Annotated in this window: 27 protein-coding genes; 23 read left to right on the top strand and 4 right to left on the bottom strand. The window is 45.6% G+C overall.

Going from position 1 to position 25,188, the window contains the following annotated elements; translation table 11 throughout:
* Positions 1-22: 22 nt before the first annotated feature.
* The 3 genes from KNQ02_RS03200 (at position 23) to KNQ02_RS03210 (ending at position 6,193) form a co-directional block, all read left to right on the top strand.
* Positions 23-1,300 (top strand): FtsW/RodA/SpoVE family cell cycle protein, encoded by a 1,278-nt coding sequence (locus KNQ02_RS03200; protein ID WP_214768642.1) that lies wholly within the window; start codon positions 23-25, stop codon positions 1,298-1,300.
* The gene (locus KNQ02_RS03205; RefSeq protein ID WP_214765242.1) at positions 1,287-4,721 is read left to right on the top strand and encodes a pyruvate carboxylase; all 3,435 of its coding nucleotides are present in this window, start codon (positions 1,287-1,289) and stop codon (positions 4,719-4,721) included. Before KNQ02_RS03200 ends, KNQ02_RS03205 begins: the two co-directional genes overlap by 14 nt.
* A 113-nt stretch (positions 4,722-4,834) precedes the next feature.
* Positions 4,835-6,193, top strand: coding sequence for a cryptochrome/photolyase family protein (locus KNQ02_RS03210; RefSeq protein ID WP_214807283.1), 1,359 nt, complete (start codon positions 4,835-4,837; stop codon positions 6,191-6,193).
* A gap of 86 nt (positions 6,194-6,279) precedes the next feature.
* Here KNQ02_RS03210 and KNQ02_RS03215 read toward each other — a convergent pair whose 3' ends face one another.
* Positions 6,280-7,161, bottom strand: coding sequence for a COX15/CtaA family protein (locus tag KNQ02_RS03215; RefSeq protein WP_029330938.1), 882 nt, complete (start codon positions 7,159-7,161; stop codon positions 6,280-6,282).
* A 324-nt stretch (positions 7,162-7,485) separates the two neighbouring features.
* On the opposite strand from KNQ02_RS03215, the gene cyoE reads away from it, so the two are divergent.
* The 9 genes from cyoE (at position 7,486) to KNQ02_RS03260 (ending at position 14,776) form a co-directional block, all read left to right on the top strand.
* Positions 7,486-8,418: a heme o synthase gene (gene cyoE, locus KNQ02_RS03220; RefSeq protein WP_088837454.1), complete on the top strand. Its 933-nt coding sequence runs from the start codon at positions 7,486-7,488 to the stop codon at positions 8,416-8,418.
* A gap of 61 nt (positions 8,419-8,479) precedes the next feature.
* Positions 8,480-9,511, top strand: a complete 1,032-nt coding sequence (gene coxB / locus KNQ02_RS03225; protein WP_088837453.1) for a cytochrome c oxidase subunit II — start codon at positions 8,480-8,482, stop codon at positions 9,509-9,511.
* Between the two features lie 33 nt (positions 9,512-9,544).
* Positions 9,545-11,413: a cytochrome c oxidase subunit I gene (gene ctaD, locus KNQ02_RS03230; RefSeq protein ID WP_201302332.1), complete on the top strand. Its 1,869-nt coding sequence runs from the start codon at positions 9,545-9,547 to the stop codon at positions 11,411-11,413.
* 1 nt (position 11,414) lies between these two features.
* On the top strand, positions 11,415-12,044 hold the full coding sequence (locus tag KNQ02_RS03235; RefSeq protein WP_088837451.1) for a cytochrome (ubi)quinol oxidase subunit III: 630 nt from the start codon (positions 11,415-11,417) through the stop codon (positions 12,042-12,044).
* 1 nt (position 12,045) lies between these two features.
* The gene (locus tag KNQ02_RS03240) at positions 12,046-12,375 is read left to right on the top strand and encodes a cytochrome C oxidase subunit IV family protein (protein ID WP_088837450.1); all 330 of its coding nucleotides are present in this window, start codon (positions 12,046-12,048) and stop codon (positions 12,373-12,375) included.
* A 131-nt stretch (positions 12,376-12,506) separates the two neighbouring features.
* Positions 12,507-13,412, top strand: coding sequence for a cytochrome c oxidase assembly factor CtaG (ctaG, locus tag KNQ02_RS03245; protein ID WP_088837449.1), 906 nt, complete (start codon positions 12,507-12,509; stop codon positions 13,410-13,412).
* 21 nt (positions 13,413-13,433) lie between these two features.
* Positions 13,434-13,895: a DUF420 domain-containing protein gene (locus KNQ02_RS03250; RefSeq protein WP_214807285.1), complete on the top strand. Its 462-nt coding sequence runs from the start codon at positions 13,434-13,436 to the stop codon at positions 13,893-13,895.
* A gap of 12 nt (positions 13,896-13,907) precedes the next feature.
* On the top strand, positions 13,908-14,513 hold the full coding sequence (locus tag KNQ02_RS03255; RefSeq protein WP_088837448.1) for an SCO family protein: 606 nt from the start codon (positions 13,908-13,910) through the stop codon (positions 14,511-14,513).
* On the top strand, positions 14,510-14,776 hold the full coding sequence (locus KNQ02_RS03260; RefSeq protein ID WP_353048584.1) for a hypothetical protein: 267 nt from the start codon (positions 14,510-14,512) through the stop codon (positions 14,774-14,776). The genes KNQ02_RS03255 and KNQ02_RS03260 overlap by 4 nt, the downstream gene beginning before the upstream one ends.
* 265 nt (positions 14,777-15,041) lie before the next feature.
* Here the strand turns inward: KNQ02_RS03260 and KNQ02_RS03265 are convergent, their stop codons facing one another.
* Positions 15,042-15,392, bottom strand: coding sequence for a YugN family protein (locus tag KNQ02_RS03265; protein ID WP_029330928.1), 351 nt, complete (start codon positions 15,390-15,392; stop codon positions 15,042-15,044).
* Positions 15,393-15,502: 110 nt separating this feature from the next.
* Positions 15,503-16,270, bottom strand: a complete 768-nt coding sequence (locus KNQ02_RS03270; protein WP_239456734.1) for an ATP-grasp domain-containing protein — start codon at positions 16,268-16,270, stop codon at positions 15,503-15,505.
* A gap of 101 nt (positions 16,271-16,371) precedes the next feature.
* Here KNQ02_RS03270 and KNQ02_RS03275 point away from each other — a divergent pair, with 101 nt between their 5' ends.
* The 5 genes from KNQ02_RS03275 to KNQ02_RS03295 are packed head-to-tail and all read left to right on the top strand — an operon-like array spanning position 16,372 to position 19,206.
* The gene (locus KNQ02_RS03275) at positions 16,372-16,812 is read left to right on the top strand and encodes a YlbF/YmcA family competence regulator (protein ID WP_214765238.1); all 441 of its coding nucleotides are present in this window, start codon (positions 16,372-16,374) and stop codon (positions 16,810-16,812) included.
* 25 nt (positions 16,813-16,837) lie between these two features.
* Complete coding sequence (locus KNQ02_RS03280; protein ID WP_088837445.1) at positions 16,838-17,095, top strand: YlbG family protein; 258 nt, start codon at positions 16,838-16,840, stop codon at positions 17,093-17,095.
* Between the two features lie 55 nt (positions 17,096-17,150).
* Complete coding sequence (gene rsmD / locus KNQ02_RS03285) at positions 17,151-17,720, top strand: 16S rRNA (guanine(966)-N(2))-methyltransferase RsmD (protein ID WP_214807287.1); 570 nt, start codon at positions 17,151-17,153, stop codon at positions 17,718-17,720.
* Positions 17,717-18,211: a pantetheine-phosphate adenylyltransferase gene (gene coaD, locus KNQ02_RS03290; RefSeq protein WP_088837443.1), complete on the top strand. Its 495-nt coding sequence runs from the start codon at positions 17,717-17,719 to the stop codon at positions 18,209-18,211. Before rsmD ends, coaD begins: the two co-directional genes overlap by 4 nt.
* Positions 18,208-19,206, top strand: a complete 999-nt coding sequence (locus KNQ02_RS03295) for a SepM family pheromone-processing serine protease (RefSeq protein WP_088837442.1) — start codon at positions 18,208-18,210, stop codon at positions 19,204-19,206. Before coaD ends, KNQ02_RS03295 begins: the two co-directional genes overlap by 4 nt.
* On the opposite strand, the gene KNQ02_RS03300 is transcribed toward KNQ02_RS03295, so the two are convergent.
* Entirely contained in the window at positions 19,179-20,330 is a 1,152-nt protein-coding gene (locus tag KNQ02_RS03300) for a tRNA(Met) cytidine acetate ligase (protein WP_214807289.1), read from the bottom strand. The two genes, KNQ02_RS03295 and KNQ02_RS03300, sit on opposite strands and share 28 nt — an antisense overlap.
* Before the next feature lie 155 nt (positions 20,331-20,485).
* Between KNQ02_RS03300 and KNQ02_RS03305 the strand changes: the two genes are divergently transcribed.
* The 6 genes from KNQ02_RS03305 to rsmH all read left to right on the top strand — a co-directional run bounded on the left by KNQ02_RS03305 (position 20,486) and on the right by rsmH (position 25,178).
* A complete protein-coding gene (locus KNQ02_RS03305; protein ID WP_088837440.1) occupies positions 20,486-21,010 on the top strand; it encodes a YceD family protein in 525 nt (174 codons plus the stop codon).
* Positions 21,011-21,055: 45 nt separating this feature from the next.
* The gene (gene rpmF, locus KNQ02_RS03310) at positions 21,056-21,229 is read left to right on the top strand and encodes a 50S ribosomal protein L32 (protein WP_012370841.1); all 174 of its coding nucleotides are present in this window, start codon (positions 21,056-21,058) and stop codon (positions 21,227-21,229) included.
* Positions 21,230-21,318: 89 nt separating this feature from the next.
* Positions 21,319-22,140: a ketopantoate reductase family protein gene (locus tag KNQ02_RS03315; RefSeq protein WP_214765230.1), complete on the top strand. Its 822-nt coding sequence runs from the start codon at positions 21,319-21,321 to the stop codon at positions 22,138-22,140.
* Complete coding sequence (locus KNQ02_RS03320; protein ID WP_214765228.1) at positions 22,137-22,493, top strand: DUF3397 family protein; 357 nt, start codon at positions 22,137-22,139, stop codon at positions 22,491-22,493. The genes KNQ02_RS03315 and KNQ02_RS03320 overlap by 4 nt, the downstream gene beginning before the upstream one ends.
* Before the next feature lie 25 nt (positions 22,494-22,518).
* Entirely contained in the window at positions 22,519-24,078 is a 1,560-nt protein-coding gene (bshC, locus tag KNQ02_RS03325) for a bacillithiol biosynthesis cysteine-adding enzyme BshC (protein WP_214807291.1), read from the top strand.
* Positions 24,079-24,239: 161 nt separating this feature from the next.
* Positions 24,240-25,178: a 16S rRNA (cytosine(1402)-N(4))-methyltransferase RsmH gene (gene rsmH, locus KNQ02_RS03330; RefSeq protein WP_029330916.1), complete on the top strand. Its 939-nt coding sequence runs from the start codon at positions 24,240-24,242 to the stop codon at positions 25,176-25,178.
* Positions 25,179-25,188 lie beyond the last annotated feature (10 nt).

The raw sequence follows: 25,188 nt of genomic DNA on the forward strand, positions 1-25,188 counted from the left end.
ACTAGAAAAGGGACGTGTACATATGCAATCGAAGTTTAAAGAAAGACGAGCATTTTTTGACTTTCGCTTGTTCTTTACGATGTTGATTCTGATGGCAATCAGTACGGTGATGGTTTATAGCGCTAGTGTTTGGAACGGTGGTGATTATGCGAACACTTCGTTTTTCGAGAAACAACTGATGTTTGACGGCTTGGCAATCGTGGCATTTTTATTTGTTGCGCATCTCAATCATGAAGTGCTTCGAGGTCCGATTTTTCGTTTAGTCTTGTATCTCATCACATGGGTGATGTTGATGGCGACGTTGTTTTCTGAACCGTTGAACGGGGCACGAGCGTGGTTGAACTTTGGTGTTTTTTTGATTCAACCGATCGAGCTCTGTAAATTCGTCTTAGTCGTCGGGTTAGCGAATTACTTTGATCAAAAACAAAAAGGGACGTTGAATGGCGTAATCGGAATCGTTCATCACTTCATCCACCGTCAAATCTCTCCCTCTTCCGCGGGCAAGCGGATGTTACTTAGTTTGTCTGATTGGATTTTAATTCCGATGCTCGTCTTGCTGGCACCTTATGCAATCATCATCCGGATGCAACCCGATGATGGGGGATTGTTCATCTTGTTGTTGATTACGGCAATGATTTGGTTTGCTGTCGGATTACCGAGTGGTTACATCACATTAGGGTTCATCGCAGTACCGTTAGTTGGTTTCTATGCGTATAATAATTTTTCAGAGAATCAGCTGAAACGAATTCATGTCATCTTTAACCCGTTCCTCGATGCGGAGGGAAAAGGCTATCAATTGATCAATTCGGTCATTTCAATTGCCCATGGAGGCGTGTTCGGCGTCGGGTTAGGGAACAGTTTTCAGAAATATGGGTATCTACCTGAACCAGAGACCGATTACATCATGTCAATCATTTCGGAAGAACTTGGATTTGTCGGCGTACTTGTCGTCCTTGGATTACTGTTTTTCTTAATGTTTCAAGGTGCGAGAATCGCCCAAAAATGTGTTTCGCTGTATTCAAGCATGATGGCGATTGGTATTTCTTCCATCATATTCATCCAGACAACGATCAATATCGGTGCCATGTCAGGCTTGTTCCCGGGAACCGGGGTCACGTTACCATTCATCAGTTACGGGGGGTCTTCGTTACTCGTCATGAGTACGATGCTCGGTGTGCTGGCGAATATTTCCATGCAAAATAAACATCGAATAGCGTATCATAAAGAAGTGCAAGATGCACGGACGATGAGCGCAACGAGTTCATTAACAAAAGGGGGAGCATCAGTTGACAAAAATTAAAAAGATTCTTGTAGCAAACCGTGGTGAAATCGCAATCCGAGTATTTCGGGCAGCAACCGAATTAGGCATTCGGACAGTTGCGATTTATTCGAGAGAAGACATGGGATCGCTTCACCGTTATAAAGCAGACGAAGCATATCGGATTGGTGAGGGGAAGAAACCAATCGAAGCGTACCTAGACATTGAAGGTATCATCGCAACTGCTAAAAAAGCAGAGTGTGACGCGATTCACCCAGGGTATGGTTTTCTGTCTGAAAACATTGAACTCGCAAAACGTTGCCGTGAAGAAGGCATCATCTTCATCGGTCCACAAGAAGAACATCTTTATAAATTCGGTGACAAGGTACGAGCGCGTACGACAGCAATCGAAGCCGGCTTACCAGTCATTCCGGGAACGGACGGTCCGATTTCAACGATGGAAGAAGCCTATGCTTTTGCTGAAAAAACAGGTTATCCATTGATGGTTAAAGCTTCTCTTGGTGGAGGGGGACGCGGTATGCGCGTTGTCCGGACAGAGGAAGAGCTGCCGGAAATGATTGAGCGTGCGAAATCAGAAGCATTAAAGGCTTTCGGATCAGACGAAATATACATTGAGAAATTAATTGAACGACCGAAACATATCGAAGTCCAAATCATTGGCGATGCCCATGGTAATATCATTCACTTGTTCGAACGTGATTGCTCTGTTCAGCGTCGACATCAAAAGGTTGTCGAAGTGGCACCATGTGTCACGCTTTCCGATGCAGGACGGAAGAAAATTTGTGACGCGGCAGTAACGCTAATGAAACACGTCGGGTACGAGAATGCAGGAACAGTCGAGTTCCTAGTGACGCAAGATGAATCGTTCTACTTTATCGAAGTTAACCCGCGTGTCCAGGTCGAGCACACAATCACGGAGATGATTACAGGCGTCGACATCGTACAAACGCAAATCCGGGTGGCAGAAGGTGAGTCGCTTCATAGTGAGCTCGTTGGAATTCCGGTGCAAGAAGAGATTCAGATGCTTGGTTTCGCGATTCAAAGCCGGATTACATCGGAAGATCCAGAAAACGGCTTTTTACCCGATACGGGAAAAATTAAAGCTTACCGCTCACCCGGCGGTTTCGGAGTCCGTCTTGACGGAGGGAATGCATACGTCGGTGCAGAAATCTCACCATACTATGATTCACTGCTCGTTAAAATCTCAACGCACGGCCTGACGTACGATCAAGCTGTCGCGAAGATGAGCCGAAACTTAAGTGAGTTCCGGATCCGTGGAATCAAAACAAACATTCCGTTCCTAAGCAACGTCTTGAAACACCATGCATTCATCAGTGGTGACTACAACACGTCCTTCATCGATGATACGCAAGAATTATTCATCTTCCCGAAACGGCAAGACCGTGGAACAAAGTTATTAACGTATATCGGCGAAGTTTCTGTCAATGGATTCCCTGGTATCGGAAAAATCGACAAACCGTTAGCACGTGACGTTCGGATTCCGAAAGATTTACCAACGACGTATCAAGCGGGCACGAAAGCGTTACTTGATGCAGAAGGGCCGGTTGGTGTTGCGAATTGGTTGAAAGCACAAGAACAGGTCTTATTGACAGACACGACGTTCCGGGATGCACACCAGTCGTTACTTGCGACGCGGATGCGGACGAAAGATTTAGTAGCGATTGCAGAAGCAGAAGCAAAACTCTTGCCGGAATTGTTCTCGGTCGAGGCGTGGGGTGGCGCGACGTTCGATGTAGCATATCGTTTCTTGTCAGAAGATCCTTGGACTCGTTTAATGAAATTACGTGAACAAATGCCAAACGTCTTGATTCAAATGCTATTACGTGGTGCGAATGCAGTCGGTTATAAAAACTATCCGGACAACGTCATTCATGCTTTCGTCAAGGAAGCGGCCCAAGCAGGCGTTGATGTCTTCCGAATCTTTGATAGCTTGAACAATCCGGAATCAATCCAATTAGCAATTGACGCGGTCTTACCGACAGGGAAGATTGCAGAAGCAGCCGTCTGTTATACAGGCGATCTGTTCGATGCGAATCGTCCGAAGTATCACTTACCGTATTACGTCAAGTTAGCGAAACAATTGGAAGCAAGTGGCGCGCACATCATCGCAATCAAAGATATGGCGGGGCTGTTAAAGCCGGAAGCAGCGTATGCGTTAGTCTCTGCTTTAAAAGATGCTGTCGATTTACCGATCCACCTCCATACACATGATGCGAGTGGGAACGGAATCTACACGTATGCCCGTGCAGTCGATGCCGGTGTTGACGTCGTCGATGTCGCTGCTTCGAGTATGGCCGGCTTAACGAGTCAACCAGCAGGAGGAAGTTTAATCCATGCGCTGAGTGGACACCCACGTCAGCCACTTGTTTCAGCACAGAAATTCGAACAAATTTCAGATTATTGGCAAGATGTTCGTCACTTGTATAAAGCGTTCGAACTCGATATGTTAGCACCGAATCCAACCGTTTACGACCATGAAATGCCGGGCGGTCAATATTCGAATCTTCAACAACAGGCAAAAGCAGTAGGACTCGGAGATCGTTGGTCGGAAGTCAAGAGTATGTACGCCCGCGTCAACATGTTGTTTGGTGACATCGTCAAAGTAACACCGTCGTCTAAAGTAGTAGGAGATATGGCCTTGTTCATGGTCCAACATCACTTGACAGAAGAAGACGTCTTACATCGTGCGAGTGGGCTCGATTTCCCGGATTCAGTCGTCGAACTGATGAAAGGTGAGCTTGGCACACCTCCGGATGGGTTCCCGAAACAAGTGCAAGATGCGATCCTCAAAGGTGTCGCACCATTAACAGAACGTCCAGGGAAAATGATGGAGCCGCTTAACTTTGATGCCATCAAACATGAATTGTTTGAAAAGCTCGAACGACCGATTACTGAATTTGATGCGCTTGCGTACGCGCTTTATCCGAAAGTATTCATGGATTATAGTTCATATGTCGCACGTTATGGAGACGTCTCGGTCCTTGATACGAGTACATTCTTCCACGGCATGCGACTCGGTGAAACGATCGAAGTCGAAATCGAACGTGGTAAAACGTTGTACCTCAAGTTGATTCAAGTCGGACAGCCGAATGATCACGGTGTGCGAATCGTTTACTACGAAATGAATGGTGTTCCGCGTGAAGTCGAAGTCAAGGACATTAGCGTCAAGGAAAGTTCGTCCAGTCGTCCAAAGGCGGACCGATCGAACCCGAAACAGATTGGTGCATCGATGCCGGGAAGTGTCCTGAAAGTTCTTGTCGAACCAGGAGCACGTGTCCGTAAAGGGGAGCAATTGCTCGTCACGGAGGCGATGAAAATGGAAACGACGATTCAAGCACCGGAAGACGGAGAAATTAAAGCTGTCCATGTCAACGAAGGCGAAGCAATCGCAAGCCAAGATTTATTAATTGAATTCATCTGATTCGTGGCGTGGTGATTCGATAACTTTAAAATAGAATCGATGAAAAACAGGCAGACGCATGGCGGCTAGCCTGTTTTTCTTTTTAAGCAGCATTATCGGAGGAGGAGCTAGGAATGAATATCATCTGTTGGATTAGAAGTGACTTTCGACTTCAGGATAATCAAATGTTGGCGAAAGCGGTAGAATACCTCGAGCAGGACGATCAAGCGACCGTGGAATTTGTTTTTTGGCTTAACCCGGACTATATCGGTTCTTACGAAGCGAGACAACAGTATTTCTTTCAAGCGCTGGAGCACTTTTCGGATAACTGTAAAACAAAGGGCTTGCCGATTCGTTTTATTAAAGGGGACGAAGCGAAGTTCTTAGAGGAAACAGCTATGGCAGACCATTTAATTTTTAACGCCGAATACGTCGAACCGTTTAAAACGCGCGATGATGCGATTATTAAAAAGCGTCAGCGTCAACAGACGGATCGTGTACTCGATCGTCACTTGTTGCATCCGCATGCAGTCAAGAAAAATGATGGTGGCTATTATAAAGTGTTCACACCATATAAAAATGCGTTCTTAAAAAAAGATCTTCCAGAACCAGTCCAAGTGAATCTCGATCGTCTGCAAGCCCAGTATAAAAAACACCAAAATGACAACTCGTTCATCGAAGAGTACTTTAAACAGGCTCAATCCGAGGTTGATTTTCAAGTGGGTGAAGAAAATGCGCAGAACCGTTTACATCAGTTCATCTCGAGCGGACTCGAACAGTACGAAGAAAATCGGGATATCCCGTCAATCGACGGAACGAGTCTGATGTCACGTTACCTGCGGACGGGAGAAATCAGCATTCGGACCATTTATACGCAGGTTGAGCAAGCAGCTGCTTCAAAAGGAAAACAAACCTATTTGACGGAATTAATTTGGCGTGAATTTTACTATACAATTTTGATGCACCATCCAGAGTCAAAACGTCTACCGGTAAACGAGCAGTATAATGACATTCAATGGGAAGACGACGAGACGGGGTTTGACGCGTGGAAAAAAGGTGAGACAGGTTATCCCATCGTCGATGCGGCGATGCGTCAGCTGAACACAACGGGCTGGATGCATAACCGGCTCCGGATGATTGTTGCCTCCTTTTTAACAAAAGATTTGTTAGTCGATTGGCAAAAGGGTGAACAATATTTTCAGAAGAAGTTAGTCGACTATGAAGCGGCTTCGAACATCGGGGGATGGCAGTGGGCAGCATCTGTCGGAACAGACGCCGTACCATACTTCCGTGTCTTCAATCCGACGACCCAATCGAAAAAATTTGATGCGTCTGGTGACTTCATTCGTCGATATGTACCAGAGATTAAGGACTTGCCGAATAAATTCATTCATGAACCAACAGACCAGCAACGTGAAGACTATGATTACCCAAAACCAATCGTTGAGCATGATATGGCACGTAAACGGGCGATTGCTCGCTTTAAAAAGTAATAAACTACGAACGCGGTACCGACATAAAAAAGATGGAGCATCACAGTGAAATGATGCTCCATCTTTTTTTGACTTGTCTAATATGCTTAACGATCTTGCCTTGTCCGGAACGCGTGATACGTCATGTAAGACAGTACACCAAAGTAACATGTAATCAAGAACGCGTGTAAAAGTGGAACGTAAGTCGCGTGTCCGCCTAAAACGATCCAGGCACCTGTCGCAACTTGGCAACTGATGAAGAACGTAGCAAACGCCATCCCTTTTTGTGTCGTCCGATGCTTTAAGCGAATCGCGACGAAGTGCACATATAACGTATAGAAGAATAATAAGCCAGCCATAATGCGATGAATCATCTGGACCCATGACTCGTATGTCATCGTTGGTTGCGAACAGACGGGCCAACCGACACAGGCATACGTTGCGCCGACGTGACGGACATATGCGCCCGTATAGACGACGATCAGCGTGTAAATCAGCAGGCCGTACAGGAGTTTACGTAAGAATGCTGGGACCGTTTCCCTGAATTCTCGTCCTGGACGTTCCATGATTAATAGCGTCAAAATGAGCAAAGAAGCGAAGGAGATAAGCGAAATCCCGAAATGGAGCGCCATGACGAGGTCAGACTGTTGCCAAACAACAGCGCCTGCTCCAACGATGGATTGAATCAACATGAAGATAAAAGCAAGAAAGGCAAAAATCTTCGTATCGAGACGCTCTTTGAAAGCGACGAGTGTCCATAAACATAATGCGATGATTAATAGTCCGACGACACCGGTTACGGCGCGGTGGCTGTATTCAATCATCGTTTCTACACTAGGGTTAGTCGGAATGAGCTCTCCGTGACAGAGTGGCCAGTCTGTTCCACAGCCGTTCCCTGAATCAGTCTTTGTGACTGTGCCCCCCATCAACAATACGATCATCATCGTGAATGTGACGAATGCCGAAAAAATCGAAAGCTTTCGATTCAAGACACGGACACCACCTTTCTAAAATATACAATATACAGTCATGCGCATAGCAATAGTATCGCATAAAAAATATCGAAACGCTTGCAATCTTTTAGAAGAACGCTATTCTAATATTAGGTAAATATGGTGAACTGTGAGGTTAATCACATAGATTTCACATTTTGTTCATTATGTCGAAAGTATTTTCATGCGTCACGACCCTGAATATGTGGTATCTTTTATAGAGAAAAGGACGTTTCGTGGCGTGTCTGTGTTATTTCTGTGAAGAAAATACGTGTCTCATGCGTGCAGAGAGGATACAGGCGGTTAGAAGGAGGAAACAACATGGCGAAAGTAAATGGGGAGACGCTTGACATCATGATCGAGCAAACGGATCAACCGACGTTCAAGGACTATGTCACCCTAGCAAAGATGGGAATCGTTCGCGCGAATCTCATCACCGTCTTCGCAGGATATGTCGTGGCAGCATCGTATTTAACCGATGATGTCTTGTTATACCTGTGGCAGACGAAGTTGACATTATTGTGGACACTTCTTGGAAGTGGCCTGGTCATTGCCGGAAGTTGTTACCTCAACAACTACATTGACCGAGACATCGATTACAAGATGGAACGGACGATGGGGAGACCGAGTGTGACCGGCAAGATGGATGGACAGCGCATATTGGCATTAGGACTTGGAATACTTGCGACGGGAACGGTGCTTCTCTTGATCGTTAACCATGTCGCGGCAGTGTTCGGATTGATTGGATCATTCGTCTACGTCGTCATCTATACGATGTGGCTCAAACGGACGCATACGATCAATACGGTCGTAGGGGGTATTTCAGGAGCAGTGCCACCGATCATTGGATTTGCGGCAGTCACTCCAGCACTTCATATCGATGCCTGGATTTTATTCCTCATCATGTTCGTCTGGCAGCCGCCTCACTTCCTTGCACTCGCAATGAGACGGACGGAAGAATACCGTGCTGCAGGTATTCCGATGTTACCGGTCGTTAATGGTTTTGCCATCACGAAACGACAAATTGTGTGGTGGATTGCAGTCTTAGTCCCATCATCACTACTCTTGGCACACTATGGTATCGTCTACACGATTGTCATGGCGGCGTTAAGCGGTTACTGGCTTTACATGGGACTGAAAGGTCTCAAAATCAAAGAAAAACAAGCTGAAATTAAATGGGCATCGAAAATGTTCTTCTTCTCGCTCTTTTACTTCACAGCTTGGATCGTGACGGTCGTACTCGTTTCTCTCTAAAACGATTTGACATATTCACGTACACCATTACAAGAAAAAAATTGGGGAAAAGAAAGTGGGGATGGTTGTGAAAAAATCAGGAAAAATGCTCTTCCGGCTTCTTCCGATCGGTTTGATGGCATTATTGTTATCAGGTTGTGGAATTCCGGAATTGTCCGCGCTTCAGCCTCGCGGGGAAGGCGCAGAAATGCAACTTGAGATCATCAAGCTCAGCTTATGGGTGATGTTGTTCGTCCTTGCGATTGTAGCGGTCATCTATGTTTACGTACTTATGAAATTCCGTCGTAAATCGGGAGATAACACAGTTCCGAAACAAGTCGAAGGAAATCATACGCTTGAAATCATTTGGACAGTTATTCCAATCCTTCTCTTGGTTGTTCTCGCTGTACCGACAATCAAAACGACGGTTGAATTAGCCGATGCGAAAGAAGCGAAGAAAAACGAACAAATCAACGTTACGGCAAACTTGTACTGGTGGGAGTTCGAATATCCAGACAAAGGTGTTTCGACAGGACAAGAACTTGTCATCCCGGTCGGAAAACGTGTTGCTGTCAACTTGACTTCTAAAGACGTCATTCACTCATTCTGGGTGCCGGCACTTTCTGGTAAAACAGATACAAACCCAGGGCTCGATAACGAGATGTGGTTACAAGCACAAGAAGCGGGCACATACTACGGTAAGTGTGCGGAGCTTTGCGGACCTTCTCACGCATTGATGGACTTTAAAGTCATCGCACTCGAGCAAGATGATTATGATGCATGGTTAAAAGACATGAAAACTGCAAAAGAAGCAGAAACAAAACAACTCGATGCTAAAAATGAAAAAAATTGGACGACGGGCGAACAAGTTTACGCTCAAAACTGCCTCAGCTGTCACGGTGGCGGGAAAGTCGCGCCAAGCTTAACGAACTTTGGTGACCGTCAACGTATCGCAGGATACCTCGATCACGACAAAGAAAACCTCGAGAACTGGATTCGCGATCCGCAAAAAGAAAAACAAGGGACAAAAATGCCTGGTTTCTCTGAAGATCAGATTAGCGATGAAGAATTGAGTGAACTTGCAGACTACCTATTGGACAAAAAGCTCCAATAAAATTAAGGGGGAATCATAGTGGGGACACATACTATGGGTATGCCGAAGAAAAAAAGCGGCATCATGGACTGGCTAACGACAGTCGACCATAAAAAAATTGGGATTCTCTACATCATGTCCGGATTGTTCTTCCTTCTGGTCGGTGGCGTAGAAGCCTTAATGATTCGTTTTCAATTGATTAAACCGATGAACGATTTCGTCAGCGGTGAGTTATTTAACCAGTTGATCACGATGCACGGTACGACGATGATCTTCCTGGCAGCGATGCCGATGTTGATCGGTTATATGAACGCTGCTGTGCCGCTTCAAATCGGAGCACGTGACGTTGCGTTCCCGTTTTTGAACGCACTTGGTTTTTGGTTGTTCTTCTTCGGTGGCGTGCTCTTGAACTTATCATGGTTCTTCGGCGCAGCACCGAACGCAGGATGGACAGCTTACGCACCACTATCGACAGTCCCGGAATCACTTGGTGTTGATTTTTATGCACTCGGGTTACAGATTTCTGGTTTCGGTACACTTATGGGGGGGATTAACTTCCTCGTTACGATCTTGAACATGCGCGCACCAGGTATGAAACTGATGCGGATGCCTTTGTTCACATGGACGGCGTTCGTTGCATCAGCTTTGATCGTCTTCGCATTCCCTCCGCTCACGGTCGGTTTGTTCCTCTTGACGTTTGAACGTCTTTTCGGAGCTCACTTCTTCGACCCGGCAGCCGGCGGTAACATCGTTATTTGGGAACACCTCTTCTGGATCTTCGGTCACCCGGAAGTATATATCTTGATTTTACCGGCATTCGGTATTTTCTCTGAAATCATTCCTACATTTGCACGTAAACGTCTCTTCGGTTACACGACGATGGTCTTTGCGACAATGTTGATCGGTTTCCTCGGCTTCATGGTTTGGGTTCACCACATGTTTACAGTGGGTCTCGGGCCAGTCGCAAACGCAATCTTCGCTGTTGCGACGATGGCGATTGCCGTTCCGACCGGTGTTAAGATCTTCAACTGGCTGTTCACACTTTGGGGCGGTAAATTGACGTTCCCGGTTGCGATGCTGTATTCGGTCGCATTCATCCCATCATTCCTTGTTGGTGGTATGACAGGGGTCATGCTTTCAGTTGCTCCTGCCGATTATCAGTATCACGACAGCTACTTCGTTGTTGCCCACTTCCACTACGTTATCGTTGGTGGGGTCGTCTTCGGTCTCTTTGCGGGTCTTTACTATTGGTTCCCATTGATGTTCGGAAAACAGCTCAACGAATTCTGGGGCAAGATTCAATTCTGGTTGTTCTTCATCGGCTTCCACTTGACGTTTTTCCCGCAACACATCCTTGGTCTTACAGGTATGCCACGTCGTGTCTTCACGTACTTACCAAACCAAGGCTGGGAAACAATGAACTTACTATCATCGATTGGTGCAGGCTTCATGGGTGTATCAACAATCGTTCTTGTTGTTTCAATTGCAGCGGCACTGATGTCGAAAGAATATGTGAAACGCGATGTTTGGGGTGACGGTCGTACCCTTGAGTGGACGCTTCCTGTTCCGACTCCAGAGTACAACTTTGCACAAACACCACTCGTCAAAGGACTCGACACGTACTGGCTCGAAAAAATGGCTGGAAATAAAACAGTTTCCGTATCGGAAGAAGTCGGCGATATCCACATGCCGAATAACACGATTTTGCCATTCGTCATGTCAGTCGGCTTGTTCCTTGCAGGTCTTGGATTCATTCTTCGTCTTGACTACGGAACTGTCGGTCTTGTCATCGCCTTGATTGGTCTTGCAACGACACTCTTCGCGATGTTCCTACGTTCTTGGATTGACGATGAAGGATACTACATCCCGAAATCGGTCATCGAAGAAGATCTACGCCTTGAAGCTGAAAAGGAGGCGAAGTAAGATGGGTCATCATTCAGTACCAAATAACCCAGTGACTGGTATTCCAGATCATGTTGAAAAAGCAACACTTGAGGGTAAGAATAAATATGTAGCTTTCTGGTTCTTCCTTGGAGGAGAGACGACATTGTTCGCCTCTCTCTTCGGAACATACATCGGATTGCACAACTCAGGCGCAAAAGAAGGATTACGGAGTTACGACATCTTTGAGATGGAACTCGTCTTCATCATGACGATGCTTCTTCTGACGAGTTCATTGACAAGTGTTCTTGGGATGATGGCGATGAAACGGAATGACGTTGCGAAAATGAAGATGTGGCTCATTATTACGCTCGCTCTCGGTCTAGCATTCCTCGCTGGTGAGATTTATGAGTTTAATCACTATTACCACATCGGTCATACGTTTACGTCAAGCGCATTCGGTTCGGCGTTCTACACACTCGTCGGGTTCCATGGAGCGCACGTCTTGTTCGGTCTTCTCTGGATTTCGACATTGCTCATCCGTAACTGGAAACGCGGCATCACAGTCGTCAATGCACCGAAGTACTATGTTTCAAGTCTTTACTGGCACTTCATTGATGTCGTCTGGGTCTTTATCTTCTCAGTCGTCTACCTCATGGGGATGGTGAAATAAGATGGAAAAACACGAACCACAAGTTACACGTAACCAGTTAGAATTAGAAATGAAAGCTGATCGTAGCCGCGAAATGCAGCTACAATTGATCAGTTTTGGACTGATGATTTTCTTGACGTTGATCGCTTTCGGCGCAGTGATGGCAGAGCTTATGCCACACTGGGCTGCAGGTGGATTCCTCGTCATCATGGCAATCGTCCAAGTCTACCTTCAGTTATATATGTTCATGCATATGAATAACAAAGGGAACACATGGATTAAAGTCATGATGGGACTCGGTATCTTCGTTGCCTTAACAATCGTCGCGACACTTCGCCTTTTAATTTGGTAAAAAATTGTGACCATTCTGCTAACGTTTAGCAGGATGGTCTTTTATTTTGGAATCGTTTTATGAGAAACCTTTACAATGAAATAGGGGAACGGTAATCTTAGTTTGTAGGAAACAGGAACGGGGTGAGAAATATGTTAGGCAATTTAAGGGGTGCTTTATCGCAATTCGATTGGACTGTCTTGTGGAGCCCGTATTACGCGTTACTCTTGATCGGTCTTTACGTATTGTATGCATTCATTACTGAAAAAATCAGACGACCAGACGAGGCAGAAACGACGTTAGCTCAAAAGTTCATGATGCTAGCGGCTTTATTCGTCTACTATATTGGCTTTGGTAGTCCGCTTGATGTGTTAGCGCATATTACGTTCTCTGCGCACATGCTCCAGATGGTTTTCGTCTATATGGTGGCGCCGCCACTGTTGATGCTAGCAATTCCGGGTTGGGCATTTAAGCGATTGTTCGGCGTCCCGTATTTAGGGAAGGCATTACGCTTCTTCACATTGCCATTGATTGCGCTCGTCGTGTTCAATTCCTTGTTTACGTTTTACCATATGCCGTTCATCTTTGATTACGTCTTGACGAACTATACGGTCCACCGTTTGTTCCACGGGACATTAATCTTCCTCAGCATGACGATGTGGTATCCAATCATCGCACCTGTCAATGAGGAGGATAGTCTATCCGATTTGAAAAAGATGGTCTATATCGTTGCGAACGGCGTGCTGTTGACACCAGCTTGTGCGTTCATGATCTTCAGTCAGAGCTTCCAATACGATGCGTATCAAGACCCAGCGACATTCGCGAAAGTCTTGGCTTACTGTCTGCCGAATAATGATGTGAGCGGCTTGAACATGGAACGCCTATTTGGGACAACAAAAGATTTACTCGAAGATCAACGGTTCGGAGGCGTCTTGATGAAACTTGGACAAGAACTCGTCTACGGGATCTTCTTCGGTTTGACCTTCTTCACGTGGGTGAGACGATCAAAAAGTACTGCTGTCGATGAAGGCATGTCCTTCACGCCAAAAGCGGATTAAGTAAATGGAGGAAGTCTGAAAATGAGTTATTTGCCGTTGATTTGTGTTTCTTTGATTGTTCTCAGTGCAATATTTGTAGCAATCGGTTGGTTTTTGATCGCGCAGACACGCCGGAATATGGGGGCGCATAAAGTCGTGATGAACATTGCGGCAGCGCTCGCGTTACTGTTCTTCATCATGTACGCGCTTCGGACGATCTTACTCGGGAATACTGCTTTCGGGGGACCGGATGCGGTTAAACCGTACTACACAGGATTTTTAATCTTTCATATTTTACTCGCCACATCGGGTGGTATCTTAGGCTTAATCGCTTTGTTCTACGCTTATAAACAAAACTTTGCCCGTCACCGTAAAATTGGTCCAAAAGCATCGGTCATTTGGTTTTTGACGGCAATCACGGGAGTCCTTGTCTATTGCCTGTTATACGTTGTGTATGAGCCGGGCGAAACAACAAATGTATTTCGTGCGATTTGGAATCATTAAGGGGGGTTCGCTTTGAAAAAAAATAGTTATTTGACGGTAGCCGCCGTCGTTTTGATTTTAGTCGCCGCTGCAGGGGGGTATTATTATTTCTTTATGAAAGAAAAGCTACCTGTGATTGCTGAACCGACACCATTTGAATTAACGAATGCCGTCAACGGGAAAACATTTGATTCAGAAGATGGTAAAGTAAAAGTATTGACGTTTTTCTACTCGAATTGTCCAGACATTTGTCCTTTGACGTTAAATGACTACCGGAAACTCGAGAAAAAATTACGGGCGGAAAATCTATATGGATCCGATGTCGAACTTGTCGCCGTGACGGTCGACCCTAAAGTTGATACGCCGAAGGTCTTGAAGAAGTATGCGTCTAATTTCGAGGCGAATCCTGAAGGCTGGAAGGTTTTAACGGGGGATGAGGTCGTCATTGATCGTCTGACACGCCAGTTGAACTTCTATTATTCAAAAGCAGAAAGTGGTCTTGTCACACACGGGACACAAATGTTCATTCTCGATCGCGACAATAAGGTGCGTGCGATATCTTCAATGGCGAAGACACCTGACGAGCCGGTCGATCTCGAGGAAGTCATGACATCCGTCAAACAACTTGCGAAGGAGTGATCATTTTGGTTGAAGAATATCAGAATAAAGGTGAAGTGACGGTATCAGTACAAGCAATTGAAGAGTTATTGTTGTGTGCCGTCATCGAATTTGGTGTCGTTTGTACACGGATTAAACGTTTGCCGACGGAAGGGATTTCGTTTAGCTTGAAGGTTACCGCAACGGTGCAACAGTTACCTGCCCTCTATATGGGTTTGCGAGAACAAGTCCGCTTACAACTCGGAGACGGGGTAGTCGACTACCTCCAACTGGTCACAAAATGAGACATATAAAGGCCCCTTCCACGTCTGGCGGAAGGGGCCTTTACTTTTAGGCCTGGACAAGGAGTAGGGGGACCAGCACACAACACACGATTTTTTTGGTAACAGACTTTTTAGCGACTGTTCCGTGAAGAATGCCTTGAAGTCTCTCGTGACACGTCGACTTGAAAAAGCAATCAGACACGGACTCGGCAGCGCAAAGAATCGCCTGAAGAAAATTTTTAGATGAAAAAAACCGCTCCTTTTAACAGGAACGGTCGGATAGAACTTATTTTTCGAGTGTTTCGAGTAACCCTGTCAAGCGACGCTCACAATCTTTAACGATTTCAGGTGGGAACTCTTCATCATACTCAACACCATGTGGATAGTAGTGTTTTCCGAGAAGTGGTGTCATCATGCGAACGATCGCGTGGCGATCTTCAATTTCACCTTGAATTGCATAAACTGGAATCCGGAGATAGAAGACCTCTCCTGTTGATTGTTTTTCGTACTTCATGTCATACATCGCACGTTCGTAATCCCATTGTCCTTCACGGACGAAACGGTGGTGGTCCATGATTGTCTCAAGTAAACCAAACTTAATTTCTTTGCCTTCGATGCCGTATTTCTCAAACTTCATGTTTGAATCCCCCTATACCCCAGTTTGCTAGTAGATACTAGTCTTTCCAAACTATCATACCATAATGAATGATTCGATAAAGTAAAAGTTGTGAAGTCAATTTGAAGAATTCATGAATTCTTATATTTTCGTTCGACATATTCTAAAATCGTATCCGGTGCATGAATTCCTAGATGGTTCAGGCCTTCTCCACCAAAGAAGACGTTGAACTCGAGTATATAAATTTTTCCGTCGCGGAAAATCAAATCAAAACCGGCATGATCGATATCGAGTCGTTTCGCGAGTGCGAGAACAAAATCGAGTGCTTCTTGTGGGATGTTCTCGAAATCAAGGACCCCACCCTGGGCGACATTGTTTAAAAATTGCGCACCGCCGACACGCCAGTAGGCAGCGAGAACTTGATCACCGATGACGACGACACGAAGGTCTTTTTCGTTCGGGATATATTCTTGGACGTAAAACGTCTCATGGTGATCGGTATACTTCTTCCAGTCGATTTCATCCTTAATCAGGTGAACCCCTTGGCCCATCGAACTGCGGACAGTCTTCGCGACGAATGGGAACGAAAATTCATCTAAAACACGCTTCACGGTGAATTCATTTTTTCCGTAAATACCGGTCCGAGGAATATTGTCCGGAATCACGGTTTTAAAAATACGCGTCATCTCGATTTTATCGTGCCCGAGATGGAATGTCGCGGCGGACGGGAAAATCGGTTTTTTCATTCCGTAGATGATGGAGTGGATCTGCCAATATTCAGGGAACAAGACGACGTCCGCTTTGGCGATTTTATCGAGCGAATCAAAATGGTAGTCTGACTTCGCGTGATCGGTTTTAATCCCGATCGTCCGAAACATATTAAATGATAAAAATTGCATACAATTCATTCCTTCCTTCTGAACAAAGTATACACAATTCAGCGTGCTAGGAGCGAGATAAATGTTATGATATGATGGTGAAGTCAAGGAGGAGATTCGTTGTGATTTATTCTGATAAAACGATAGACCTCATCAACGCTGCGGAAGAACTGACATCCGCTCTTTTGCATAGCGAAACAGGTCAAGCATATATAAGTGCCAAACAAGCACGCGCAAATTCAGCACAAGCACAAGACGTCATTCGGGATTTTAATCGAATCAAGGAAGAGTACGAGCTTGTTCAACGTTTTGGTCGATATCATCCAGATTACCAAACGATCACGAAAAAAGTACATGAAGTCAAGCGGGCGCTCGATCTGCAAGAAGAGGTCGCGACGTTTAAAAAAGCAGAAAAACAATTAGAGGCGTTACTCGGACAAATTAGTCTGAAACTTGCCGGGGAAGTGTCACCTCAAATTAAGGTTCCGACGGGTAATCCATTCTTCGATCAAGGATGTGCAGGTGGATGTTCGACCGGAGGTAGTTGTAGCTGTAGCGGCTAATGCCGAACAAGGGAGGAACGGTGTTGTGATTAAGGATCGAATTGGACTGATCGTCTATGTCAACGCGATGAAAGCATCGCGTCAATTGCGCCGATTTGGAAACGTCTATTTTACATCGAAGCGAGAAAAATATGTTTTTTTATATGTTGATTTGGAACAGTATGAACGCTCGGTCGAAACGATTGCTGCATTGCCTTTCGTCGATTCCGTTCTTCGTTCGGAGCGACCATTCATTACCGAAACATACGCAAATAAAAAAGGTAAACTGCAAGAAGAAGTATAAACGTTGGAGCGATGAGGACATCCTCGTCGCTCTTTTTTGAAGGGAAGGAAAAATCATGCGAGTCATTTCTGGGGAACGAAAAGGTACTAAAATTAAAGCGGTGCCGGGGGATAATACACGACCGACGACCGATAAGGTCAAAGAATCATTATTTAATGTCATCGGACCTTATTTTAACGGGGGACGTGCACTTGATCTCTTCGCGGGGAGCGGTGGCCTTGGAATCGAGGCATTGTCACGTGGATGTGAAGAAGCGGTATTCGTCGATCAGCACTTTAAAGCGGTTCAGACAATTAAAGAGAACTTGATGACGACTCGATTGGCTGAGAGAAGTCGTGTCCTAAAAAAAGATGTCTCCGTTGCTTTGACGGAACTCGCATCAGAAACGCCATTTAAACTAATCTTTCTCGATCCACCCTATGCCAAGGAACGACTCGTCGAACACGTCACGTACATAGAGCAACACGACATGTTGACGGACAATGGCGTCATCGTCTGTGAGCATGGGTCAGAGATTGACTTACCTGATCGGATTGGTCGCCTTGAAGTTGTGAAAAGGATGCGGTACTCAACGGTCATCTCAATCACATTATATGAAATTATCGAACTGGAGGAAGAAGTATGAAACGTATCGCCATCTGTCCGGGGAGCTTTGACCCGATCACGAACGGTCATCTTGATATCATCGAGCGTGCTGCACCCATCTTCGACGAAATCATCGTCGCGGTATTAAATAACTCGTCGAAGCAACCTTTATTTTCGGTTAAAGAACGTATGGAATTGATTTCTGAGGTGACGGAGCACTTACCGCATATCAAAGTGGATTCTTTTAACGGTCTGCTTGTCGACTATGCAGCAGAAGTAGGGGCGACGGCAATCGTACGCGGGCTACGTGCTGTATCCGACTTTGAATATGAGATGCAGGTGGCCTCAATCAATAAGAAGATGAATGACCAGATTGAAACCTTGTTCATGATGACGAGTAACCAATATTCGTTCCTCAGTTCCTCAATCGTCAAAGAAGCTGCAAAGTATGGTGCTTCCGTTGCCGGGCTTGTACCACCGCCCGTCGAAGAAGCGTTACGTCAAAAGTATGCGAAAGGAGAATTGAAATGAAAGCATGGAAACCTGCGCTCGCTGCCATCGTCGCGGCGATGATCGTCTTCTTTGTTCCATTGCCCTATTTCATCTCGTATCCTGGAGACGCAACATCGACAGAACAAATCATTGACGTATCGGGTGCGGAAAAAGAACCGGGCGATCTAATGATGTTGACCGTTGCGCAACGGCGGGCGACACCGTATTTTCTAGTCGAGAGTTTATTTTTACCTTTTTCTGAAACATCGGATGTAAGTGACTATTTATATGACGGTGAATCTGACGCACAATACGAGAACAGACAACAACTTTACATGGAAGAAGCGCAACATAATGCAATGATTGAAGGATATGAACTGGCTGATAAAGAAGTCGAGGTCGACTTTGAAGGCGTTTATGTCTCTGGCATTATTTCTGGCGGTCCTGCTGACGGGAAGTTACGTGCCGGGGACCAGATTGTTGCCGTTGATGGAGCACCGTTAAAATCAATGAGCAGCTTTATGCAGACAATTAGTTCGAAAAAAGCAGGGACAGATGTGAAAGTGACATTCGAACGGGACAAAAAAACGAAAACAACGACGATCAAGGTCGGGAAACTAGCGAAGAACTCAGAGCAGGTCGGGCTCGGTATCTATGAACCGCTTCCGATGTCAGACGTGCAGACGGATCCGAAAGTCGAGTTTAACTTAGAAAATGTTGGTGGACCATCGGCCGGGATGATGTTCACGCTTGAGATTTATGATCAATTGACAGATGGTGATTTAGCGAAGGGATATACGATTGCTGGTACTGGAACGATTGAAGAGGGTGGAAAAGTAGGACCGATTGGTGGAGCTTGGCAAAAAGTCGTCGCAGCAGACGAAGCGGAAGCGGAAATCATGTTCGTCCCAGCCGGTTCGAATTATGAAGAAGCAAAACCATCCATCAAAAAACTCGGGACGAAAATGAAACTCGTCCCGATCAAAACAGTTGAGGATGCACTCGATTATTTAGAAGAGTTACCAGAAAAATGAGCAAACCGACGATGTTCCTCTAGTTGGTCATACCGAGCCAAGGGAACGGCATACGCTGCCGTAACTTGGCTCTCTTTTATGAGCCAAGGGTGCGCCTCGAATGTGCTGATGACTCGAATGTGTTGCTTGATTTGCCGTAGCGCTTGTCGTCCTTTGTCATTAAAGGCAAGTGGTCGCACGTAATCGATTTGGTCAAATGCAACCGAATCGATTTCTTCCGTCATCGTCGAGGTCAGTAAATAAATGAGTGTGCGCTGTAAACTTGTCCGCGTATAGCGGCGTGTTTTGATGAAATTCATGAAGTCGTCGAAAGTAGAGCTGTAGCGGGCGCCTTCGACGAGACGAGGTGCCAGTGACGTATCAATGCCGTTAAATTGCATGAGAACGCCTAGAGGCGTCGATAGAAGCCGGTTCCGGATAAAGGGATAGTAGAGATCAAACGAAGCAAAAGTCGCCCCTTGGAGTACGCTAGCGCTTTCTTTTGGAAGTCCTGTCAATTGGTGCGTTTCATCGTAGTGGGCACGGATTGCTGTCGCGCTCATGATATCGCCGACTGACAGGTCGTGGTAGCCACTTCCGATACGCTTTGTCGTATGTAAGAAGATGTTTGATGCAGCACGGGCATAATAATAACCGAGTGTGTTATTCGGCGTCGTCAAGTCGAGCGTCGTCGTCAATGCGCGGAATGCCTGGCTCGCTGCCATCGCGGAAGATAATCCGTTTGATAAGCCTTCTTTGACGAGTCGCTGGTACGCAGGAGTCTCTTCATTTTTTTCAGATGCTGCTAAAAGGAAAGGGGTGATGTCTCCACATTCACTCCCGAATGACAAAGACGTAGCGCCGATCATTTCGGCGATCGTGACGCCTCCTTGCGCAAAACGGTCGGCGCGTTGGACGGAAAAATAAAACGGAAGTTCTAAGACAAGGTCGATTTCGCCGCTTGCGACGGCCGCTCGTGCACGTGTCCACTTGTCACTAAAAGCAGGTTCCCCGCGCTGCATGAACGTTCCGCTCATGATGGCGACGATCAAATCGGCATCGGTTTCCTCGCGTGCGATTTTGGCTTGATAGAGGTGTCCGTTATGAAACGGATTGTACTCTGAAATAATTGCTGTCATCTTCATGAAACTTTCTCCTTTGCAAACGGAATTAAGTGCGGTAATATGGATGAAGACGTCCGAAAGTGTTCGTTCTCTAGCGATTTCAGTGTAAAGAAAAAACATTGACAAAACAAGATGTCCTCTCTATAATTCATATTGTTGCAATTGAGGTGATTCGGATGAAATGGTCCCTGATGCAATTGAATAAATTGCGCAATCTGGGTCAACTTCAGGTTAACGAGACGATCGAGCTTCCTGAGCTCATCGCCCTCCATCCGGATATCCGGGCGGTGCAACCTGTGCACATTCGTGCAAATGCATCGTTTACATCGAATCAATTAATATTCAATCTCCGGATTACTGGCGAAATGACGCTTCCGGATGCCCGGACGCTAAATGACGTCGCGTACCCGTTCGAGATTGAATCCATCGAGTCGTTCCTGCTCGAAGTTGATGCTGCTCCGGTTGATTCGGACGATATCAATTTACCGAACGGGAATACGGTCGATCTTCGACCACTCGTGCAAGAATTGATTTTACTTCATGTGCCAGTGCAAGTGCATGGGGATGATGAAGAAAATCAGTTGGTTCAAGGGGAAGGTTGGACGGTTCTTTCAGAAGAATCTCCAGAAGAAGCTGAACCAAAAATTGATCCGCGACTTGCGGGTCTCGCTCAGTTCTTTAAAAAAGATCAGGATTCCTAATTTTTTGATAAAGACGAGTGTATTTTTTCAAGGAGGTGGACAACGATGGCAGTACCATTCCGCAGAACGTCGAAAACACGCAAACGTCTTCGCCGTACTCATTTCAAACTCCGTGTACCAGGTATGGTCGAGTGCCCAAACTGTGGTGAAATGAAACTTTCACACCGTGTTTGTAAAGCATGTGGCTCGTACAAAGGTAAAGAAATCGTCAGCAAGTAAGCTGAATGATCGGTATAAAGACGACCTGTAAAATCGAGAAAATCGGTTTTACAGGTCGTTTTTTTGATATATAAAGGAGTGATTCGACGATGAGCAGAATAGGAATCATCGGAGCCGGTGCTGTTGGGTTATTACTTGCTTCCTACTTAGCAGAGCACCATCAAATTACGTTATATACGAGACAGTTAGATGACGGGACAAAGCGAATCCTACGAGACAATCAATGGAGTCCGACCGTAAAGGTTCGACCGATTGCGCATTTCGAGTCACAAGACTTGGTGTTCGTTACGACAAAGTCGTATGATATAAAAAGTGTGATTCCTTATCTAGAACACGAGAAAAATCCAGTCGTTTTTTTACAAAATGGAATGGGACATCTTGATGCAGCACGTGCTCTGCCGCAAGCAATTTTCGGGGTCGTTGAGCATGGCGCGATGAAAACAGGTCCTTACGAAATTTGTCATACGGGAAAAGGGCGCATTCGATATGGGAATCATGTCCTGTCGATGCTGAAGCGAGATGCGTTGCAGTTTGAGCACGTAACGAATATTGAAGCAGTCATGGTGACGAAATTATTCATGAATGCTGTCATCAATCCATTGACAGCTTATTATGGGGTTGAAAATGGGCGATTACTCGATGAACCGTATGCATCGAAAGCACGTGCCGTCTTTGCAGAAGTGCGTAGTGTCTTCCCGAACCACCCGATTACGTATGATGAAATCGAACAGATTTTAAAGCGTACGCGTCTCAATCGCTCGTCGATGTTACGGGATGTGGAGCAAGGACGAATGACGGAAATCGATCCAATCGTTGGGTATGTGCTAAAGCAGGCGACGCAACCGACACCGTTGTTAGCTTATTACTTTCAGGAAATTAAGCATCGAGAACAAGAGGGGGATTCGTTGTGACGGTTTTTATCATCTTTCCACTGTTCAGTTTAATTGTCCTTTACTTATTATTCCTGTTGTTGTTTCGGACGCATGCCAAGGCCGTCCGGGTCGCGCTTGATCTCGGGACGTTCATCGTATTGTATGCGATTCATGTTTCGTTAATCGCATTGACGGGGCATAACTACATGGGTTGGTTGTTGATTGCGGTATTGTCAGTGTTTGCATTAAATGCGTTATGGCAACGGATTCGACAAGTCGACATCGATTATGTCCAAATGATTCGACATAGTTGGCGAATCATCGTCTTGATTGCCCTTCCTGTACATCTCATACTGTTTGGAATTGGAATTCGTCAACTAATGATTGGTTGATCAAGTTAGAAAGAAGGGATTTTGTTTGAAGGTACAATCATTTCACGCCTTATATGAAGACAACTCGTTGATGCATAGAGCGACGGGTGAAGACTTTTCTAAATATGTAGACCACATCGGAGAAGAAGGGATGCAAGCGCGGAGCCAACGTCTTCGAGAGCGTCAGTATCCTCATCTCAGTCCACTCGTCGATGAGTTGATTCGTCAAAATCCGCAGATGACTGGAATGATTCGACAGCGTCTCGAACGTTTACGGACGGGTGAGGCACAAGTCGTCATTACTGGGCAGCAAACCGGTATCTTCGGGGGGCCTTTATATGCAATTTACAAACTGTTAACCTGTCTAAAGGTCGCGAAGCAAGCGGAAAATCAATTGGGGTTACCGGTTGTTCCGATTTTTTGGCTCGCGACCGAAGATCATGATTTTGATGAAATCAATCATATCTATGCACCGACGGCAGAATATCAACCGCGAAAATTGACGGTTTCACCGCAAGATACGATTCAGCGTTCCGTTAGTCGGATGACGCTCGATCAAAAAGCGGTCAAACAAGTCTTACGCCAAGCCTTGAGCGTCGACCAAGAAACACAAAATACAAAGGAACTTGTTTTGCTGGTGGAGCGGTTGATTGATCAAGAAACGACATATGGCGGTTTTTTCTCAGCGCTACTCGGAGAATTAGTGAATCATGATGTCATCTTTTTTGATGCCGATGCAAAAGCAGTACGCGAACTCGAAATTCCATTCTTTGAGCAGTTGATTCAAGACAACAAAGAAATTCGTCAAGCGTTGTCGATCGGGATTCAGCAAACGACGGACTTACCGGATACCTTCTTGAATGAAGAAGCAGCGCATCTGTTCGTCGAGGACATCGGACGGGATTTATTGTACCCGGGAGAAGACTTTGTAACGAAGCAGGGGAAGACTTACACGGAACTTGAGTTACTGGCGTTGCTGTATGCAAGTCCTGAGCGTTTTTCGAATAGTGTCGTCACACGACCGTTGATGCAGGATTATCTGTTCCCGACCCTCGCCTATATCGGAGGACCTGGTGAGATTGCCTACTGGACACGTCTTCGGCCATTGTTCCATCACTTTGATTGGACGATGCCGCTGCTCATTCCACGAATGGGCGCCGTCATGTTACGGGCGCGGGACGAAAAGCTGCTTCGCCGGTATGACTTGTCGCTAGAACAAGTATTATCGCATGGTGTAGCGATTGAACCGTTCGATGCGACGAAGATAAATAGTCAGCTGCATTCGTCGCATATTTTAGGTACTGCACTCATTCAAGAAATTGAACAGGTCGAGCGGGCAACTTCTAAAAATTTATCAGCGACGAAAAAGCTGAATAAACAAATTCAACTCGCAATCGATACGCTCGTTACGCAAGAGCGGCGGAATTACGATCGCCTCATGCGAACAAAACGCTCACTCCAGTATCAACTTCTTCCGAATGGAGCGCCTCAAGAGCGCATGCACTCCATCTTGCCATGGCTCAATCGCTACGGTTTAGATTTAATTCAAAACCTGCGTGTACAATATGAGCAGACAGATGCTGAACAATTGGAAATTTTGCTTTAAACCTGCTGAAATGAGCAGGTTTTTTTGTTTTTTTAGCGAAAGATACCTAAAAGTGAAATAAATCAAGAAAACTGTCTCATTTTCGTAACGTTTTAAATAAGGAATGTGATACATTGAAAAAGAGTAACGTCCATCTTGGACACTGAAAGGTGAGGCAGGGCATGTTTGAACATGAAACGGTATTAAAATGGGAGTCCATTAAAGGGCTAGATATTAAACCTGATGGAGTATATGTAGATTGTACATTAGGTGGAGCAGGACACAGTGAAGAAATCGTGAAGCAATTGACGACAGGTCATCTCTATGCATTTGATCAAGATGACGTCGCGCTTGCCCATGCGGAAGAACGTCTCGCAGCGTATGCCGGTCGCTTTACGCTGATTAAGAGTAACTTCGTTCACTTGCAAGAAAAGCTAAATGAGTTAGGTGTAACTAAAGTAGATGGTATTTTGTTTGATCTCGGTGTATCCTCCCCCCAGCTGGATGAAGGGGAACGTGGTTTTAGTTATAACTTTGATGCGCGTCTCGATATGCGAATGGATCAAACGTCATCGTTATCGGCATATGAAGTCGTCAACGACTGGCCATATAATGATCTCGTTCGGATTTTCTTTACATACGGAGAAGAAAAATTTTCGAAGCAGATTGCACGGAAAATTGAAAAGGCACGTGAAGAAGGTCCAATCACGACGACGTTCGAACTGGTCGAACTCATCAAGGACGCGATTCCAGCGCCTGCCCGTCGAAAGGGTGGGCATCCGGCAAAGCGGACGTTCCAAGCGATTCGGATTGCTGTCAATGATGAATTGAATGTCTTCGATCGAGCGGTGTATCAGGCGATTGATTTGCTGGCTGTTGGTGGTCGTCTTTGTGTCATCACGTTCCATTCACTTGAAGACCGCATGTGTAAACTAGCATTTAAAGAAAAATCATCGTTACCTGAGCTTCCACAAGGATTGCCGATGATTCCAAAAGAGTTTGAACCAGAACTTCGCCTCGTCACACGTAAGCCGATTACAGCAGGAAATGATGAGCTTGATGATAACCGTCGTTCACGTTCTGCTAAGTTACGGATTGTTGAAAAAATGAAGGAAAGTTGAGAGGAGCATT

It is taken from the genome of Exiguobacterium sp. s102 (assembly GCF_018618635.1).
Taxonomy (GTDB): domain Bacteria; phylum Bacillota; class Bacilli; order Exiguobacteriales; family Exiguobacteriaceae; genus Exiguobacterium_A; species Exiguobacterium_A oxidotolerans.

Excerpts from the sequence above, each read along its gene's own strand:
- KNQ02_RS03200 (WP_214768642.1), top strand. The coding sequence starts at position 23 with ATGCAATCGAAGTTTAAAGAAAGACGAGCATTTTTTGACTTTCGCTTG.
- KNQ02_RS03210 (WP_214807283.1), top strand. The coding sequence starts at position 4,835 with ATGAATATCATCTGTTGGATTAGAAGTGACTTTCGACTTCAGGATAAT.
- cyoE (WP_088837454.1), top strand. The coding sequence starts at position 7,486 with ATGGCGAAAGTAAATGGGGAGACGCTTGACATCATGATCGAGCAAACG.
- coxB (WP_088837453.1), top strand. The coding sequence starts at position 8,480 with ATGGTTGTGAAAAAATCAGGAAAAATGCTCTTCCGGCTTCTTCCGATC.
- ctaD (WP_201302332.1), top strand. The coding sequence starts at position 9,545 with ATGGGTATGCCGAAGAAAAAAAGCGGCATCATGGACTGGCTAACGACA.
- KNQ02_RS03235 (WP_088837451.1), top strand. The coding sequence starts at position 11,415 with ATGGGTCATCATTCAGTACCAAATAACCCAGTGACTGGTATTCCAGAT.
- KNQ02_RS03240 (WP_088837450.1), top strand. The coding sequence starts at position 12,046 with ATGGAAAAACACGAACCACAAGTTACACGTAACCAGTTAGAATTAGAA.
- ctaG (WP_088837449.1), top strand. The coding sequence starts at position 12,507 with ATGTTAGGCAATTTAAGGGGTGCTTTATCGCAATTCGATTGGACTGTC.
- KNQ02_RS03250 (WP_214807285.1), top strand. The coding sequence starts at position 13,434 with ATGAGTTATTTGCCGTTGATTTGTGTTTCTTTGATTGTTCTCAGTGCA.
- KNQ02_RS03265 (WP_029330928.1), bottom strand. The coding sequence starts at position 15,392 with ATGAAGTTTGAGAAATACGGCATCGAAGGCAAAGAAATTAAGTTTGGT.
- KNQ02_RS03270 (WP_239456734.1), bottom strand. The coding sequence starts at position 16,270 with ATGCAATTTTTATCATTTAATATGTTTCGGACGATCGGGATTAAAACC.
- rsmD (WP_214807287.1), top strand. The coding sequence starts at position 17,151 with ATGCGAGTCATTTCTGGGGAACGAAAAGGTACTAAAATTAAAGCGGTG.
- coaD (WP_088837443.1), top strand. The coding sequence starts at position 17,717 with ATGAAACGTATCGCCATCTGTCCGGGGAGCTTTGACCCGATCACGAAC.
- KNQ02_RS03295 (WP_088837442.1), top strand. The coding sequence starts at position 18,208 with ATGAAAGCATGGAAACCTGCGCTCGCTGCCATCGTCGCGGCGATGATC.
- KNQ02_RS03300 (WP_214807289.1), bottom strand. The coding sequence starts at position 20,330 with ATGAAGATGACAGCAATTATTTCAGAGTACAATCCGTTTCATAACGGA.
- KNQ02_RS03305 (WP_088837440.1), top strand. The coding sequence starts at position 20,486 with ATGAAATGGTCCCTGATGCAATTGAATAAATTGCGCAATCTGGGTCAA.
- rpmF (WP_012370841.1), top strand. The coding sequence starts at position 21,056 with ATGGCAGTACCATTCCGCAGAACGTCGAAAACACGCAAACGTCTTCGC.
- KNQ02_RS03315 (WP_214765230.1), top strand. The coding sequence starts at position 21,319 with ATGAGCAGAATAGGAATCATCGGAGCCGGTGCTGTTGGGTTATTACTT.
- rsmH (WP_029330916.1), top strand. The coding sequence starts at position 24,240 with ATGTTTGAACATGAAACGGTATTAAAATGGGAGTCCATTAAAGGGCTA.